Origin of the sequence: Terrabacter sp. Soil810 (genome assembly GCF_001429645.1) — a bacterium.
Lineage (GTDB): Bacteria > Actinomycetota > Actinomycetes > Actinomycetales > Dermatophilaceae > Terrabacter.
In genome coordinates, this window is record NZ_LMSW01000011.1 from 402,615 (window position 1) to 417,368 (window position 14,754).

14 protein-coding genes are annotated in these 14,754 nt (G+C 71.2%); 9 read left to right on the plus strand and 5 right to left on the minus strand.

The window, feature by feature from the left end:
- Positions 1–76 precede the first annotated feature (76 nt).
- The 3 genes from ASG96_RS07805 (at position 77) to ychF (ending at position 2,614) form a co-directional block, all read left to right on the plus strand.
- Complete coding sequence (locus ASG96_RS07805; protein WP_056752924.1) at positions 77–925, plus strand: thioesterase family protein; 849 nt, start codon at positions 77–79, stop codon at positions 923–925.
- Positions 922–1,461, plus strand: a complete 540-nt coding sequence (locus ASG96_RS07810; RefSeq protein WP_057587656.1) for a histidine phosphatase family protein — start codon at positions 922–924, stop codon at positions 1,459–1,461. The genes ASG96_RS07805 and ASG96_RS07810 overlap by 4 nt, the downstream gene beginning before the upstream one ends.
- A 67-nt stretch (positions 1,462–1,528) precedes the next feature.
- Positions 1,529–2,614 carry a redox-regulated ATPase YchF gene (gene ychF / locus ASG96_RS07815; protein ID WP_057587657.1) on the plus strand — a complete coding sequence of 362 codons (1,086 nt, stop codon included), beginning with the start codon at positions 1,529–1,531 and terminating at the stop codon, positions 2,612–2,614.
- Positions 2,615–2,878: 264 nt separating this feature from the next.
- Here ychF and ASG96_RS23760 read toward each other — a convergent pair whose 3' ends face one another.
- Together ASG96_RS23760 and ASG96_RS07825 are read right to left on the minus strand one after the other, a co-directional pair.
- Positions 2,879–3,157 (minus strand): hypothetical protein, encoded by a 279-nt coding sequence (locus ASG96_RS23760; RefSeq protein ID WP_057587660.1) that lies wholly within the window; start codon positions 3,155–3,157, stop codon positions 2,879–2,881.
- Between the two features lie 190 nt (positions 3,158–3,347).
- Entirely contained in the window at positions 3,348–3,551 is a 204-nt protein-coding gene (locus ASG96_RS07825; protein WP_009777120.1) for a cold-shock protein, read from the minus strand.
- A 359-nt stretch (positions 3,552–3,910) separates the two neighbouring features.
- On the opposite strand from ASG96_RS07825, the gene ASG96_RS07830 reads away from it, so the two are divergent.
- The gene (locus ASG96_RS07830; RefSeq protein ID WP_056752959.1) at positions 3,911–4,246 is read left to right on the plus strand and encodes a hypothetical protein; all 336 of its coding nucleotides are present in this window, start codon (positions 3,911–3,913) and stop codon (positions 4,244–4,246) included.
- Between the two features lie 16 nt (positions 4,247–4,262).
- Here the strand turns inward: ASG96_RS07830 and ASG96_RS07835 are convergent, their stop codons facing one another.
- Complete coding sequence (locus ASG96_RS07835) at positions 4,263–4,826, minus strand: hypothetical protein (protein WP_057587661.1); 564 nt, start codon at positions 4,824–4,826, stop codon at positions 4,263–4,265.
- Between the two features lie 133 nt (positions 4,827–4,959).
- Between ASG96_RS07835 and ASG96_RS07840 the strand changes: the two genes are divergently transcribed.
- On the plus strand, positions 4,960–5,316 hold the full coding sequence (locus ASG96_RS07840; protein ID WP_057588356.1) for an ArsC/Spx/MgsR family protein: 357 nt from the start codon (positions 4,960–4,962) through the stop codon (positions 5,314–5,316).
- 32 nt (positions 5,317–5,348) lie between these two features.
- Here the strand turns inward: ASG96_RS07840 and ASG96_RS07845 are convergent, their stop codons facing one another.
- A complete protein-coding gene (locus ASG96_RS07845) occupies positions 5,349–6,641 on the minus strand; it encodes a DUF1479 domain-containing protein (RefSeq protein ID WP_057587663.1) in 1,293 nt (430 codons plus the stop codon).
- An 87-nt stretch (positions 6,642–6,728) separates the two neighbouring features.
- Here ASG96_RS07845 and ASG96_RS07850 point away from each other — a divergent pair, with 87 nt between their 5' ends.
- The 4 genes from ASG96_RS07850 to ASG96_RS07865 all read left to right on the plus strand — a co-directional run bounded on the left by ASG96_RS07850 (position 6,729) and on the right by ASG96_RS07865 (position 14,124).
- On the plus strand, positions 6,729–7,889 hold the full coding sequence (locus tag ASG96_RS07850; protein ID WP_056752968.1) for an ROK family transcriptional regulator: 1,161 nt from the start codon (positions 6,729–6,731) through the stop codon (positions 7,887–7,889).
- Between the two features lie 184 nt (positions 7,890–8,073).
- Positions 8,074–10,740, plus strand: a complete 2,667-nt coding sequence (locus ASG96_RS07855) for a glucosidase (protein WP_235509104.1) — start codon at positions 8,074–8,076, stop codon at positions 10,738–10,740.
- Complete coding sequence (locus ASG96_RS07860; RefSeq protein ID WP_200962663.1) at positions 10,737–12,686, plus strand: amylo-alpha-1,6-glucosidase; 1,950 nt, start codon at positions 10,737–10,739, stop codon at positions 12,684–12,686. The genes ASG96_RS07855 and ASG96_RS07860 overlap by 4 nt, the downstream gene beginning before the upstream one ends.
- 10 nt (positions 12,687–12,696) lie before the next feature.
- Positions 12,697–14,124, plus strand: coding sequence for an MFS transporter (locus tag ASG96_RS07865; RefSeq protein ID WP_057587664.1), 1,428 nt, complete (start codon positions 12,697–12,699; stop codon positions 14,122–14,124).
- A 59-nt stretch (positions 14,125–14,183) separates the two neighbouring features.
- Here ASG96_RS07865 and ASG96_RS07870 read toward each other — a convergent pair whose 3' ends face one another.
- Positions 14,184–14,651: a methylglyoxal synthase gene (locus ASG96_RS07870; protein ID WP_057587665.1), complete on the minus strand. Its 468-nt coding sequence runs from the start codon at positions 14,649–14,651 to the stop codon at positions 14,184–14,186.
- Positions 14,652–14,754: the final 103 nt, after the last annotated feature.

The window sequence follows — 14,754 nt, forward strand, 5'->3', positions numbered from 1 at the left end:
CCGACCCGTGGGACGTGGCGGACGGCATACGCCCCGGGGTGGGCGGCGCGTCCGGGAGGTCTGTTACACCTAGTCCGTGAGCGAGTACGACGACGCGACCCGGCTCGAGACCGGCCAGGACCCCAGCCAGCGGCACGGCACCTTCCACGAGGAGTGGATGATCGGCAACGCCGTCAACGGCGGGCTCGTCATGACGACGGCGTTGCGCGCCCTCGGCGAGCACCTCGCCGCCGACCCGACCGAGACGACCGAGCACGTCGACCCCGTCGTGCTGTCGGCCTACTTCATGACCGCCTCGCAGCCGGGGCCGTTCACCGTGACGACCGAGGTGATGCGCTGCGGCCGCAAGCTCTCCACCGGGCAGATGACGATCCACCAGACCGACGACGACGGCCGGCCGGTCGAGCGGATGCGGGCCATCGGCTCGTTCGGCAACCTCACCGACCTCGACGTCCAGCGCCAGGCCAGCCCGCCCGACATGCCCCCACCCGAGCAGTGCGTCTCGGCGGAGCAGGCACCGCCCGACTTCCTCGCGAACGCCAAGTTCCTCGAGCGCCTCGACCTGCGCCTCGACCCGAGCACCGCCGGGTGGGCGCTCGGCAAGCCCTCGATGCGTGGCGTCATGCGCGGCTGGCTGCGGCTGCGTGACGGGCGCGACCCCGACACGACCATGCTCATGATGGCGCTCGACGCGCTCCCGCCCGTCGCCTTCGACCTCGGGCTCTTCGGCTGGACGCCCACGCTCGAGTTCACCGGCCACGTGCGCCGCCGGCCCGAGCCGGGCTGGCTGCAGGTCACGCTCGGCAGCGACACCCTCGGCGGCGGGATGATGGAGGAGGACGCCATGATCTGGGACTCCGCCGGCAACCTCGTGGCCCAGTCGCGCCAGCTCTGTGGCGTCCGGCTGCCCAGGGCGGGCGCATGAGCGTCGAGCTCGTCTACGAGACGCACTCGATCACCGAGGACAACGAGGCCGGCATCGCGACAGGCTGGCTCCCCGGTCGGCTGTCGGAGGAGGGCCGTCGCCTCGCCACCGAGCTCGGTGAGCGCCGCCCCGCCAGCGGCTTCGCCGCCGTCTGGTCCTCCGACCTGGCCCGTGCCGTCGAGACGGCACAGCTGGCCTACGGCGACTGCGAGGTGAGCCTGCGCCAGGACGCCCGGCTGCGCGAGTGCGACTACGGCACGCTCAACGGCAGGCCCGTGGCCGAGCTCGAGCGCCTCCGCCTCGAGCACGTCGACGCGCCGTTCCCCGGCGGCGGCCAGAGCTACCGCGACGTCGTCGACGCGACAGCCGGTCTCCTCGACGACCTGCGCCGCATCCACGACGGCGATCGCGTCCTCGTCATCGCCCACTCGGCCAACCGGTGGGCCCTGCAGCACCTGCTCGACGGAGTCCCGCTCGAGCAGCTCGTCGACGCGCCCTTCGCCTGGCAGCCCGGCTGGGAGTGGACGATCACGTGACCCGGTCGGGACGGCATACGCCCTCGTGGTCGGAGCCGGGCCCGATCGCCACTAAACTCTTGTCCTCGTGGCACTCACCATCGGAATCGTCGGTCTCCCCAACGTCGGCAAGTCGACGCTCTTCAACGCGCTGACCAAGAACAACGTGCTCGCAGCGAACTACCCGTTCGCGACGATCGAGCCGAACGTCGGCGTCGTCCCGCTGCCCGACGCGCGCCTCGGTGCGCTCGCCGAGATCTTCGGGTCCGAGAAGATCCTCCCGGCCACCGTGAGCTTCGTCGACATCGCCGGCATCGTCCGCGGCGCCTCGGAGGGGGAGGGGCTCGGCAACAAGTTCCTCGCGAACATCCGTGAGGCCGACGCGATCTGCCAGGTCGTGCGCGCGTTCGAGGACGGCGACGTCGTGCACGTCGACGGCAAGGTGAGCCCGGCCGGGGACATCGAGACGATCCACACCGAGCTCATCCTCGCCGACCTCCAGACGCTCGAGAAGGCCGTGCCCCGCCTCGAGAAGGAGGCCCGGGTCAACAAGGACAAGAAGGCCGCCGTCGACCTCGCGGTCGCCGCGCAGAAGGTCCTCGAGGAGGGCCACACGCTGTATGCCGCCGGGCCGGCCGCCGGGGTCGACCTGGCCGAGGCGAAGCAGCTCGGTCTGCTGACGACCAAGCCGTTCATCTACGTCTTCAACCTCGACGAGGACCAGCTCGCCGACGCCGAGCTGCAGGAGTCGCTGCGCGAGCTCGCCGCCCCGGCCGACGCCGTCTTCCTCAACGCGAAGCTCGAGATGGACCTCATGGAGATGGAGCCCGACGAGGCGCTCGAGCTGCTCCAGAGCTTCGGCGCCGAGGAGTCCGGCATGGACCAGCTCGCCCGGACCGGCTTCCACACCCTCGGGCTGCAGACCTACCTCACGGCCGGCCCCAAGGAGTCGCGTGCGTGGACGATCGGCAAGGGCTGGACCGCCCCGCAGGCCGCTGGGGTCATCCACACCGACTTCCAGCGCGGCTTCATCAAGGCAGAGGTCGTCTCGTTCGACGACCTCGTCGCCGCCGGGAACATGAACGCCGCCAAGGCCGCCGGCAAGGTCCGCATCGAGGGCAAGGACTACGTCATGGCCGACGGCGACGTCGTGGAGTTCCGCTTCAACGTCTGACGCGACCGGCCGGGATGTCCGTTCGGAAGGTGCGCGCGAGCTCGTCGTCTCGCCACCTCCGCGAGGGTGACCGAGCCGGCTTGGAGGGGATCACACCCAGGGTCGGTCCGCGCTGTCACGCATGCGTTTGACCGCCAGGAGCTCCCGGCGGTGGCACCGTTGGCAGACGATCACGTCCTTGTCACCAGGCTGGCGTCGGTACACGTGCCCCATGACCCAGCACGGGACGTTCCTCAGTCGCATGATCGGTCCTCTCGTCCGCGCTCAGCAGCTGCCGCCGCCGTCGCCACCGCAGCCGCCGCCGTCGAACCCGCCACCGAACCCGCCACCGAACCCGCCACCGAACCCGTCGCCATTGACGTAGCCCCAACCGCTCTCGGCCCCGAAGCCGGCGGAGTGGCCTCGGGCCGCGCCGTGGCGGCCGCCGCGCACACCGGTGCGGTGCCTACCGCACTCCGTGCAGGTGTGGCCGTGTGTGGGGTCGGCTGCGGGCTCCCAGCGGTGCCGGCCGATCATGCACGTGAAGCTCCTGGTCGTGTCCATGCCTCAGGATCGGCCGCGAGCAGTCCCCGTGTCTGTGCGCGTCGCTACACATGGCGAGGGTTCCATGCTCGTGGCGACAGGTGACGAGCGAGAGCCCTGCTCGACGTGGCGCTCGCCCGTGAAAAAGCAGATCCCCGACCAGGAGGTCGGGGATCTGCGCGGGACCGAAGTCACCGAAGGCTGTGGGGGGTCAGATGCCCTTGACCTTCTCCGCCTGGGGACCCTTCGGGCCCTGCGTGACGTCGAACTCGACCTTCTGGCCTTCCTGGAGCTCGCGGTAGCCGCCGCTCTCGATGGCCGAGTAGTGAACGAAGACATCGGCGCCGCCGCCGTCCTGCTCAATGAAGCCGAAGCCCTTTTCGCTGTTGAACCACTTCACGGTGCCTGTTGCCACTGGTGTTGCCTCTTCTTGTCTGCGAGGCCTCCCGTGCGGAGACCTCAGGCTGCCGCTGGTCACGACGGGCGCGTCACGCGAACCTTCGCGCAGCCGCTTCGTCGTGCCGAGCCCGCACATGACGGACTGGGACGGCAACTGGGAACGAAGGTAGCAGTCGCAGGTCCCCGCGGCCCCGTCACGGTGCCGGTGGGCTTCGTGTGTCCGGGCCTCGAGATGGGCCGGTGACCGCACGAAGCGTCGTCCAGGTGCGCCCCGGTGCCGCGGGCTGCCCCGCATTCCGACGAACACCTGTGCGGCGAAACGGCGGCGAGTAGCGTTCTTGGAGCCGGATCAGGGCCATGACAAGGGAGGGCGACATGCCGAACCAGGCCGACGGAGCACTGCTCGTGCAGGTGGCCCAGTGGGGCTCCACCATGGGCATCGAGGAGGCCCAGCAGGCGATCTGGGCCGATGACTTCGACCCCGAGACAGCGTCCACCGACGACGTGCTCGTCTCCCGTGTCCTCAACTGGGGCGAGACGATCGGGACCCTCACGAAGAACGGGCTTCTCGACACCGACCTCGTCCTCGACTGGCTCTGGATGTCGGGACTCTGGTCACGGGTCGGGCCCGCCGCCAAGAAGCTGCGTGAAGAGCACGGCGTGCCCGAGCTGTACGAGAACTTCGAGGCGCTCGCCACACGACAGGGGTGAGCGCCGCCTCCGCCACTCAGTCGCCGGCGACGCCGGTGTGCCGGGCGAGCGTCGAGCCGTAGGTGCCTCCGCCGGGACTGCGGACGAAGTGCGAAGGGTCGACCTGCGCGGCCTCGGGCGAGTTGGAGAAGCCGGCGAGCCACTCCGTGACCGCAGGTGACACGGCCACCGCGCCGGCGACGGACGCCAGGAGCGAGTGCGCGTAGAGCAGCGCGCCGCCCGGCGTGGCGCCGGACCCGGCTGCATGCCCTTCGGTGACGCCCTGGCCCGGGCGGCGCAGGATCCTGACCAGATGTCCAGGGTCGAGCAGCTGCGCCGAGAAGGCGGCCTGGGCCAGGTCGGCCGGTTCTGCCGTCGGCGGCCGGAGTCCGTCCGGCAGGTCGTGGTCGAGACGGAGGAACAGGGCCTCCGACTGGTCCGACGAGAGCGTGGCGAAGGCTTCGCGGTGCGCCTGCCGGAGCGCGTCCGACGGCGCCACGCGCAGCAGGAAGGTGTATCGGGCGACGTCCATCGCCTGCACGTCGGCTGCACCGCCCTGCTTGCGTGGCCTGATCTTGCCGAGCCTGTCGCGAATCCCCATGAACGCTCCTCGAGCACCACGCGTCGTGGACGCGGACCTGACCCGTCGATCGTCCTCCGGTGTCGTGCCCGGGGACAAGGGCTGCGCGAGCCTCGCACCAACGCGTCGGCTCACGCCGCTAGGGTTCGGCGCCATGAGCGACGTGACGATCCTGCACAACAGCCACTGCTCGACGTCGCGGGCGGCGATGGAGCGCCTCGACGAGGCCCACGTCGAGGCCGAGGTCGTGGACTACCTGCGGCACCCGCTCGACGCGGTCGCCCTGGGGGACCTGCTCGACAAGCTCGAGGACGCACCGACTGACCTCGTCCGGCGCGACGCGTACTTCGCCGAGCTCGGGCTGACCGAGGCCGACGTCGAGACCCGCGAGCAGGTCGTCGCGGTGCTCACCGAGCACCCGCGCCTCCTCCAGCGGCCCGTCCTGGTCAAGGGAGGGCGCGCCATCATCGGTCGGCCGAAGGAGCGGGTCGCGGCGTTCCTCGCGGAGTGACGGCAGCGGGCCGGTGGTCCGGTGGCCCCGGCTCAGTCCAGCCCGAGCCCGCGGCGCCCGGTGTCGTTGAGCTGCTCGGGGGCGAACCGGTCGGGCCAGGTGCGCTCGTAGTGCTCCTCCGGAAAGTCGCTCGGGCTGGAACCGCTGAGGAACGCCCTGCGCACGCTGGCGGCATACCGCTCGTTGCGCTCGCACCACGGCGCCGCCGGGATGTACATGACGTTGCCCCAGCCCTGCTGGTCGGTGACAGGCGCGACGCTGTGGATCATGTCGCAGTGCCACCAGACGGAGTCGCCGGCCTGCACGTCGGGGATCCCGCTCAGGGCCTCGATGAGCAGCGGGTGCCACCGCTCGCTGGCGGGGAAGACCTGGTTGGTCGTGACCCCGCACATGTCGTCGTCGGCGACGTCGTCGAGCAGCGGACGAAGCATGAGGTATGCCATCGCCTCGGGGATCGGGACCGTGTGCAGGACGCCCTGGTCGTGGTCCATGTCGGACAGCGCGGTCCAGCCCTGGAAGGTGCGGAAGGCGGAGCACATCGTCGTGCCCGGGTACTGCGGCCCGGAGGTCCGGTGGGCGGCGTCCCACGGGTCGTACTGCTCGACGCTGCCGTCGAAGAGGTGACGGAAGGCCTGCTGGTAGCCCTGCGTCATCCAGAGGTCGAGCGTGCCCGGGTCGCAGTGGGCGCCGAGGCCGTTGGAGTCGGCACCCGGCGGCCGGCGGCGGATCCGGTCGGGGTAGAGCGAGTCGCGGTCGGGGTCGAACCAGGTGACACCGCCGGACTCGTGCTTCCACTGGGCGTTGAGCAGGGACTGCACCGTGGCCATGCGCTCGCTCTGCCGGGCCTCCATCTGCGCGGGGGACCAGTAGACCGGGTAGATCTCGGGCTTGGAGCCGACGCTGCCGAAGAAGTCGTCACCGGGTCCGCGGTAGGTCTCGAAGAAGGCGTTTCGCTCGACGTAGTCGACGATGCCGGCGTCCCAGGCGAGCGCCTGCTCGCGCGGGAAGTGGCCGCGGACGACGAGGCACCCGCGACGGCGCAGCTTGTCGAGCTGCTCGGGGCTGATCGTGCCGTTCTCGATGTCGGCGTAGTCGATGACGGGCCAGACCTCCTCTCCGCGCTCGTGGTCGGCACGGATCTCGGCGACGCGCTCGGCGACTAGGGCCTCGACGACGGCGAAGACCTCGGAGACCGTGCGCCCGGATGCCGCGATGCGCTCACGCATCGCGCGCTTGACCTCGCGGACCGCTGCGGGAAGGTCGTCGGGCGGGGTCTCCCAGTGCGGGAGGTCCGTGTCGGAGGGGGTGACGTGGGTCGTGGTCATGAGCGCTCCTTTGGTCAGGACTCCTTACGAATGAAGACGGTAGCGCGTCGCGCACTTTTGGGCAAGAGTCCTAACTAGAATGGCGGCATGCCCTCTGCGAAGCCGAGCCTCGACCTGCTGCGCTCGCTCACCGAGGAGCACGTGCTGCGGGCGCTGATGGACCGCCGCCGTCTCACCCGGGCCGAGATCGCGGCGCTCACCGCCATCTCGAAACCCACGATCTCCGAGGGCGTGCGGCGCCTCGTCGAGGCCGGGCTCGTCGTCGACACGGGGGAGCGCAGCTCGGGACGGGGCCGGGCCGGCGCCTACTACGCGCTCGCGCCCGACTGCGTGGCCGCCCTCGTCGTCAGCATCACCCCGCACGCCGTCATGGCCGAGTCCGTCGACGCCTACGGCGACGTGGTCACCGCGACCGAGATCGCGCTGGCCCGCGATGCCGGCGTCGGCGCCGTCGGCCTGGCCCTGACAGAGGCTGTCGCGGAGGTGGGGGCGAGCGGGACGGGGCGCAGGCGCTTCGGCCTGGCGGTCGTCAGCGCGGCGGACCCGGTGGACCGCCGGACCGGCCGCCTGGTGCACCTGCCTGACGCCCCCTTCCTCGTCGGTGACCTCGACGCGCCGGCGTTGCTCGCAGACGCCGTCGACGGGCCCGTCCTCGTCGACAACGACGTGAACTGGGCGGCCCGGGCCGAGCGTGCGACCGGAGCCGTCGAGGGCTCGAGCGACTTCGTCTACCTCTACCTCGACGAAGGGCTCGGCTGCGCCGTCGTGTCCGACGGTGAGGTGCGGCGTGGTCACGCCGGCCTGGCCGGGGAGGTCGCCCACCTCCTGACGGAGGGGCCCGACGGGCGGGCCGTGCGTCTGACCGAGGTCTTCGCCCAGCTCGGGCTGCGCCGACCCGGTTCGACCGCCATCGATGTCGATCTGCTGCGGACGAAGGTCGCCGAGGCCCCCAGCGGCGACACGACGCTCGTCGCCCTGGGGGCCGCGATCTCGGGCGTCCTCGACGCGGTGACAGCGCTCGCGGACCCCGAGGTGGTCGTCGTCGGGGGCGCCTGGGGGCGCGACGGCGCCGTCGTCGAGGAGCTTCGCCGCCGGTCAGCCGACCTGCCGCGCCGAGCTCCGGTCGTCGCGGCCCTCGACGGCGACCGGCCGCAGCTCGCCGGTGCCCGCGCGGCGGCCCTGCACCAGCTCCGCGAGTCGGTCGTCGCCGCGGTACGTGCACCGGCCAGGGAGCAGGACCGCGAGTGACCACATCCGGCGGTGATCCGGTCGGGGCGGCTCTCGCATGGCCCGCGCGAACGGACTCCCGACCGCTGGCCGGCCGGCCGGCTCCTCGGCCCGGGGTCTCGCCGGTAACACGCAGATCCCACAGAGTTCATCCAGTTGACACGTTGACCCGATGTACTGGTCGTCCGACGAAGGGGAGCCCCACATGTCCGGTGCGGAACGCAGCAGGGTGGAGTCGTTCGGCCACCCCGAGGACGGCCTCCACGAGGCCACCCCGTGGTACGACTGGGGGCCCTACCTCTCCGAGCGGGCCTGGGGAACCGTGCGCGAGGACTACAGCGCCGACGGGGCTGCGTGGGACTACTTCCCCCACGACCACGCCCGCTCCCGTGCCTACCGCTGGGGCGAGGACGGCATGGCAGGCGTCAGCGACGTCGGCCAGAACCTGTGCATGGCCCTGGCGCTGTGGAACGGCCGCGACCCGATCCTCAAGGAGCGGATGTTCGGCCTGACCGGCCCCGAGGGCAACCACGGCGAGGACGTCAAGGAGTACTGGTGGTTCCTCGACGCCCTGCCGAGCCACGCGTGGCTGCACTGGCGCTACCACTACCCGCAGGCCGAGTACCCGTATGCCGCACTGGTGGCCGAGAACGGCCGCCGCGACCAGACGCAGCCGGAGTACGAGCTCATGGACACCGGGGTCTTCGACGACGACCGCTACTGGGTGGTCGACGTCGTGCACGCCAAGGCCGACCCGCACGACCTGCTCATGGAGGTCCGCGTCACCAATGCGGGCCCGGACGTGGCGACGCTGCACGTCCTGCCCCAGCTGTGGTTCCGCAACACGTGGTCCTGGGACGTGGGCGCCACCCGGCCGTCGCTGAGGGCGACGGCCCCCGACCGGGTCGCGGTGGAACACCCGCGGTTCGGCGAGCTCGAGTGGGAGCTCGCGCCCGGACCCGCCGGCGAGTCGCCCGAGCTGCTGTTCTGCGAGAACGAGACCAACAGCCGGAGGCTGTACGGCTCGGACTCGTCAGCGGACTACCCGAAGGACGGGGTCAACGACCACGTCGTGACCGGTGCGCCGACGGTCAACCCGGACCGGGTCGGGTCGAAGAGCGCGGCCTGGTACCGCCTGACCGTGGCCCCGGGCGAGACGCAGGTCGTACGCGTCCGGCTGCGGGCGCCGTCCTCGGCGCCCGCCTTCGGCGCAGCGTTCGACACGGTGCTCGAGCAGCGTCGCGCCGAGGCCGACGAGTTCTATGCCGAGGTGATCCCCGCCGACGTCGACGAGGACGCCCGCCTGGTGGCGCGGCAGGCCTTCGCGGGGATGCTCTGGGGCAAGCAGTTCTACCGCTACGACGTGAAGCGCTGGCTCGAGGGTGATCCCACGCAGCCTCCACCTCCGGCGGAGCGCAGGACCGGGCGCAATGCCGGGTGGCTCAACGTGGACGCTCGCGACATCCTGTCCATGCCGGATCCGTGGGAGTACCCGTGGTTCGCGGCCTGGGACATGGCGTTCCACACGGTCGCCCTGGCGCATCTCGACCCGGCGTTCGCCAAGTACCAGCTGCTCGGGCTCTGCCGGGAGTGGTTCCAGAACCCGAACGGCGCCCTCCCGGCATACGAGTGGGCCTTCAGCGACGCCAACCCGCCCGTGCACGCCTGGGCGGCCCTGCACGTGTGGGACATCGACGGCAGGCGCGACACCGACTTCCTGGCCCGCCTGATGCCCAAGCTGCTGATGAACTTCACGTGGTGGGTCAACCGGATGGACCCGGAGGGCGACCACCTCTTCGCCGGTGGCTTCCTGGGCCTGGACAACATCAGCGCGATCGACCGGTCGCACCTGCCACCGGGCGGCCGCCTGGAGCAGGCGGACGGCACGAGCTGGATGGCGTTCTACGCGCTCACCCTCCTGGAGATCGCGAGGATCCTCGCCGAGAAGGACGACGCCTGGACCGACATCGAGGTGAAGTTCATCGAGCACTTCGTGCTCATCGTCGACGCCATGCACTCCCAAGGGCTCTGGGACGAGGAGGACGGCTTCTTCTACGACGTCTTCCACTCCACCGACGGCAGCACCGTCCCGATCAAGGTGCGGTCGATGGTCGGGGTGTTGCCGCTGATGGGGATGGTCGTCGTGGGGCCCGACCTGCTGGCAACGCTCGAGACCCTCCAGAAGCGCTTCTCGGGCTTCCTCGGCCGACAGGTCTCCAGCCACCCGGACCGCGGCGCTGGACGAGTGGTCCCGGTCCCCGGCACCGATGCGGTCGCGATGGGTGTGGTCCCGTCGAAGGAGGTGCGCCGGGTCCTGGCCAGGGTCTTCGACGAGGACGAGTTCCTGTCCCCGCACGGGCTGCGAGGTCTGTCGCGGTATCACCGCGAGCACCCGCTCTGGGTCGAGCTCGCGGGATCGACGGTCACGGTCGACTACGAGCCCGCCGAGTCCACGACGGGCATGTTCGGCGGCAACTCGAACTGGCGCGGACCGGTCTGGATGCCGGTCAACTACCTCGTGCTGCGCAACCTCCAGCGTTACGCCCGGTCCCTCGGCGCCGCGGGCGAGGTCGAGTACCCCACGGGCAGCGGGCACACGCAGGGGCTGGCCGACTGCGCCGACGACCTGCGTCGGCGCCTGATCTCGTTGTTCCTCAGGGGCCCTGACGGCCGTCGGCCCTGCCACGGATGGGTCGACAAGCTGCAGGACGACCCGCGATGGCGGGACAACGTGACCTTCTACGAGTACTTCCACGGCGACAACGGCGCCGGACTGGGAGCCAGCCACCAGACCGGGTGGACCGGACTCGTGGCAGACCTGATCTGCCGGCCCGACCCGTTCGCCGGCAACCAGCAGGCGTGGGGCCCGTGAGCCCTGCGCGGCGCGCCACCGGGATCGCGTTCGGTCGGGGCGTCTGCGGCTCCCTCGACGAGGCCTCGTCGAGGGAGTGGCTGGTGACCGACGGGCTCGGCGGGTACGCCTGCGGCACGATCTCGGGACTGCACACCCGTCGGTACCACGGCCTGCTCGTGGCCCCGACCGCACCGGCGGGCGCGTCCCGGATGCTCGGACTGGCCGCCCTCGACACCGTGGTCGTGGTCGGGGACCGCCGTATCCGGCTGTCGACCCACGAGTGGGCAGGCGGCGTCGTGGATCCGCGCGGGCACGAGCAGCTCGCCTCGTTCGACCTGGTGGACGGGGTGCCGCGCTGGCGCTTCGACCTCGGTGCGGTGCAGCTGGAGGTCGAGCTGGCCATGGCTCACGGTCTCAGCGCGGTGGCGGTGGTGCACCGCCTGCTGGGCGGGGAGGCGCGCCTGGAGGTGACTCCGCTGTGCACGTGGCGCGACCAGCACGGTGACCGGTTCGCCGGGTCCGACCCCGACGTGGAGCCGACCGGGTCCGGACTCGTCTTCGAGTCCGCCTATCGGGTGGAGGGCCCGAACTACCGTCCCGGGGGCGAGTGGTACCGCGGCGTCCACCATCGAGAGGAGGTGGCGAGAGGGCTGGGTGCGACCGAGGACGTCTGGGCCGCAGGCACATTCACCGCCCAGCTCAGGGCTGGTGACGTGCTCGGGGTGACGGCCTCGACCGATCTGGGCGGCCCGTCTCCGGACGCGGTGACCCTCGTGGCCGAGGCCCGGGCCCGGGCCGACGCGCTCGCTGCGCAGGCCGGTGCTCGTGGCCCCGTCGATCGGACCCTGGCCGTCGCCGCGGACCGGTTCGTGGTGCGGACCCCGAGCGGCCCCACCGCCGTGGCCGGCTACCCGTGGTTCGGTGAGTGGTCGCGTGACCTGTTCACCTCCTACGACGGACTCTTCCTCGCGACAGGCCGGGCCGAGGAAGGGCGCTCCGTGCTCGTCCGAGCGGCCGACAGCGTGTCCGAGGGCATGCTGGCCAACACCGCTGACGTCGGCACGCTCGAGTACAACACCATCGACGCCACGCTCTGGTTCCTGCACGCGCTGGGTCGGCACGTTGCAGCCACCGCTGACGTGGACCTGGCCGCGCAGCTCGCCGACACCGTCGTCGACATCCTGTCCGCACACCGGGCCGGCACCCGCTTCGGCATCCGCGTCGACCCGGCCACCGGCCTCGTGCGAGGCGGGGCCGACGGATGGGCCCTGACCTGGATGGATGCGCGGATCGACGGCCGGCCGGTCACCCCGCGTTCCGGCTATCCCGTGGAGGTCGAGGCGCTCTGGATCAACGGGCTCGGGAGCGCCATCGATCTCCTGGAACGGGTCGGGCGCACCACCGACGACTGGGGCGCGCTGCGAGACAAGGCGATCGACTCGTTCGGGACTCTCTTCCCCGTCGGCCCGCACGGCCTCCCCGATCTGGTCGAAGACGCCGGACGGGCGCACACCGAATGCCGGCCGAACCAGCTGCTGGCCGCGTCGCTGCCCCACGGCCCCGTGCAGGACCCTCGGACCGCTGCCGCTGTCGTCGCTGCCTGCCGCGCCGACCTGACGACCTCGGTCGGCCTTCGGTCCTTGTCGCCCGAGGGCCCCGCCTACCTCGGCCGACACCGGGGCGGACCAGCCGCCCGTGACCGGGCCTACCACCAGGGCACGGTCTGGCCCTGGCTCATGGGTCCCTACGTGGACGCGGTGCGCCGCGCCCAGGAGGACACGACCGGCCTGCTCGACGGACTCGAGCTGCACCTGTCCGAGTTCGGGCTCGGCTCGGTGTCCGAGACGGCCGACGGGGACGCACCCCATGGCGCGACCGGCTGCCCCTTCCAGGCATGGTCCGTCGCCGAGCTCATCCGGGCGAGGGCCTCGCTCGCGGACGGCCACCCCATCCCACCGACGTAGGAGAGACGCCATGAACGAGACTCCAGCCGTGGCCCGAACCTCGACCGACCTGCGCAGGGTCCTGGTCCCGCTGGCCCTGGCCCAGTTCATCTGCAGCTTTGCCGGCTCGAACATGAACGTGATGATCAACGACATCAGCGAAGACCTGGACACGACGGTGCAGGGCGTGCAGACGGCCATCACGATCTTCCTGCTCGTCATGGCCGCGCTGATGATCCCGGCCGGCAAGCTGACCGACCGCTACGGCCGGCGGCGCTGCTTCACCGTCGGTCTCGTCCTCTACGGCGTCGGCGCCCTGATGAGTGCGGCGGCCCCGGGTCTGGGGGTCCTCATCCTGGGCAACTCGATCCTCGAGGGGGTCGGCACGGCCCTGCTGATCCCGCCCGTCTACATCCTGACGACGATGCTGTTCACCGAGACCACCTCACGGGCCCGCGCCTTCGGCGTGATCAGTGCCCTCGGCGGGGTCGGGGCCGCCGCGGGGCCGCTGATCGGCGGCCTGATCACCTCGGCAGTCAGCTGGCGGGCAGCGTTCCTGTTCCAGGCCGTCGTCGTGGGGGTGATCGTCCTGCTCAGCCGGCGGATCGAGGACCCCGTGCCAGCCGATCCCACGCGTCAGTTCGACACCCGCGGGGCGGTGCTGTCCGCGGTCGGTCTCGTGCTCGTGGTCATGGGCATCCTGGCCGCCGACGAGAGCGGCTGGCTGATGGTCGCCCTCCTCGCACTCGGTGCAGCGGTGCTGTTCTGGTTCTTCCGATCGGTGATCGCCATGGAACGCGCCGGCGAGGAACCGCTGCTGTCCACGTCGCTCTTCCACAACCGCACCTCGAACCTCGGGCTCATCACGCAGAGCGCGCAGTGGCTGATCCTCATGGGCGTGTCGTTCGTCGTCTCGGCGTACCTGCAGGTGGTGCGTGGCTACGACGCGATCTCGACCGGCGTGATCTTCACGGCGGCCACGGTCGGCCTGCTGGTCTCCTCGTTGGCAGCGGGCCGTCTTGCCCAACGCCTCGCCCAGCGGACGCTCATCCTGGCGGGCTTCGCCATATCGACCAGCGGCATCGCCCTGCTGCTCGTGCTGGTGACAGGGTCGTCGAACGCCTGGGCCTTCACACCGGGGCTGCTCATGATCGGGGGCGGCCTCGGCACGATGCTGACCCCCTCGGTGAACGTGGTCCAGTCCAGCTTCAGCCAGGACCGGCAGGGTGAGATCTCGGGGCTGTCGCGAAGCGTCTCCAACCTCGGCTCCTGCCTCGGGACGGCCGTCGCCGGCACGATCCTCGTCGCCGGTCTGACGACGACACCGGAACGGGGCTACGGACTCGCCATGGCCGCTCTGGGCGTGGTCGGGGTGGCGGGCCTGGCCGCCGCCGCACGGCTCCCGCGGGCGGCGGCCGCCCGCTCGATCTCGCACACGGACCCGGTCCAGCAGACCTGACCGGAAGCGGCCGTGCCCGCCACGTCCAGCGTGGCGGGCGCGGCCCCCGTGTGCGCGGGTCAGGCCACGAGGGGCGGCCCACCCGCCGGTACGTCGTAGGTGAGCGACCGGTCTCCGAAGTCGGGACGCGTCGGCGTGTAGTCGCCCGACAGCAGGGGTGAGGAGATCATCAGGTCGGCGCTCGCGACGTTGCAGGCCACCGCGGTGTTCCAGACCGCGGCCACGCGCAGCAGGGCCTTGACGTCGGGATCGTGCGGCTGTGGCTCGAGCGGGTCCCAGAAGAAGACGAGCAGGTCGATGAGGCCCTCGGCGATCCGGGCGCCGATCTGCTGGTCGCCGCCCACCGGGCCGCTGAGCAGCCGGGTGACCGGAAGGCCGAGCTCGTACTGGAGCAGGGTGCCCGTCGTGCCCGTGGCGTAGAGGCGGTGCTCCTCGAGGGTCTCGCTGTTGAAGGCGGCCCACCGGAGCAGGTCGGGCTTCTTGTTGTCGTGGGCCACGAGGGCGATCCCTCGTTCGGTCGTCGTCATGCGTGTCTGGCCTCCGTGGTCGGGGCTGGTGCCTCCACGCTGACCGACGGACGTGACGTCGCCGTTGCCACCGTGTGAGCGCCGTGTTGCGGCTCGCGGAGCC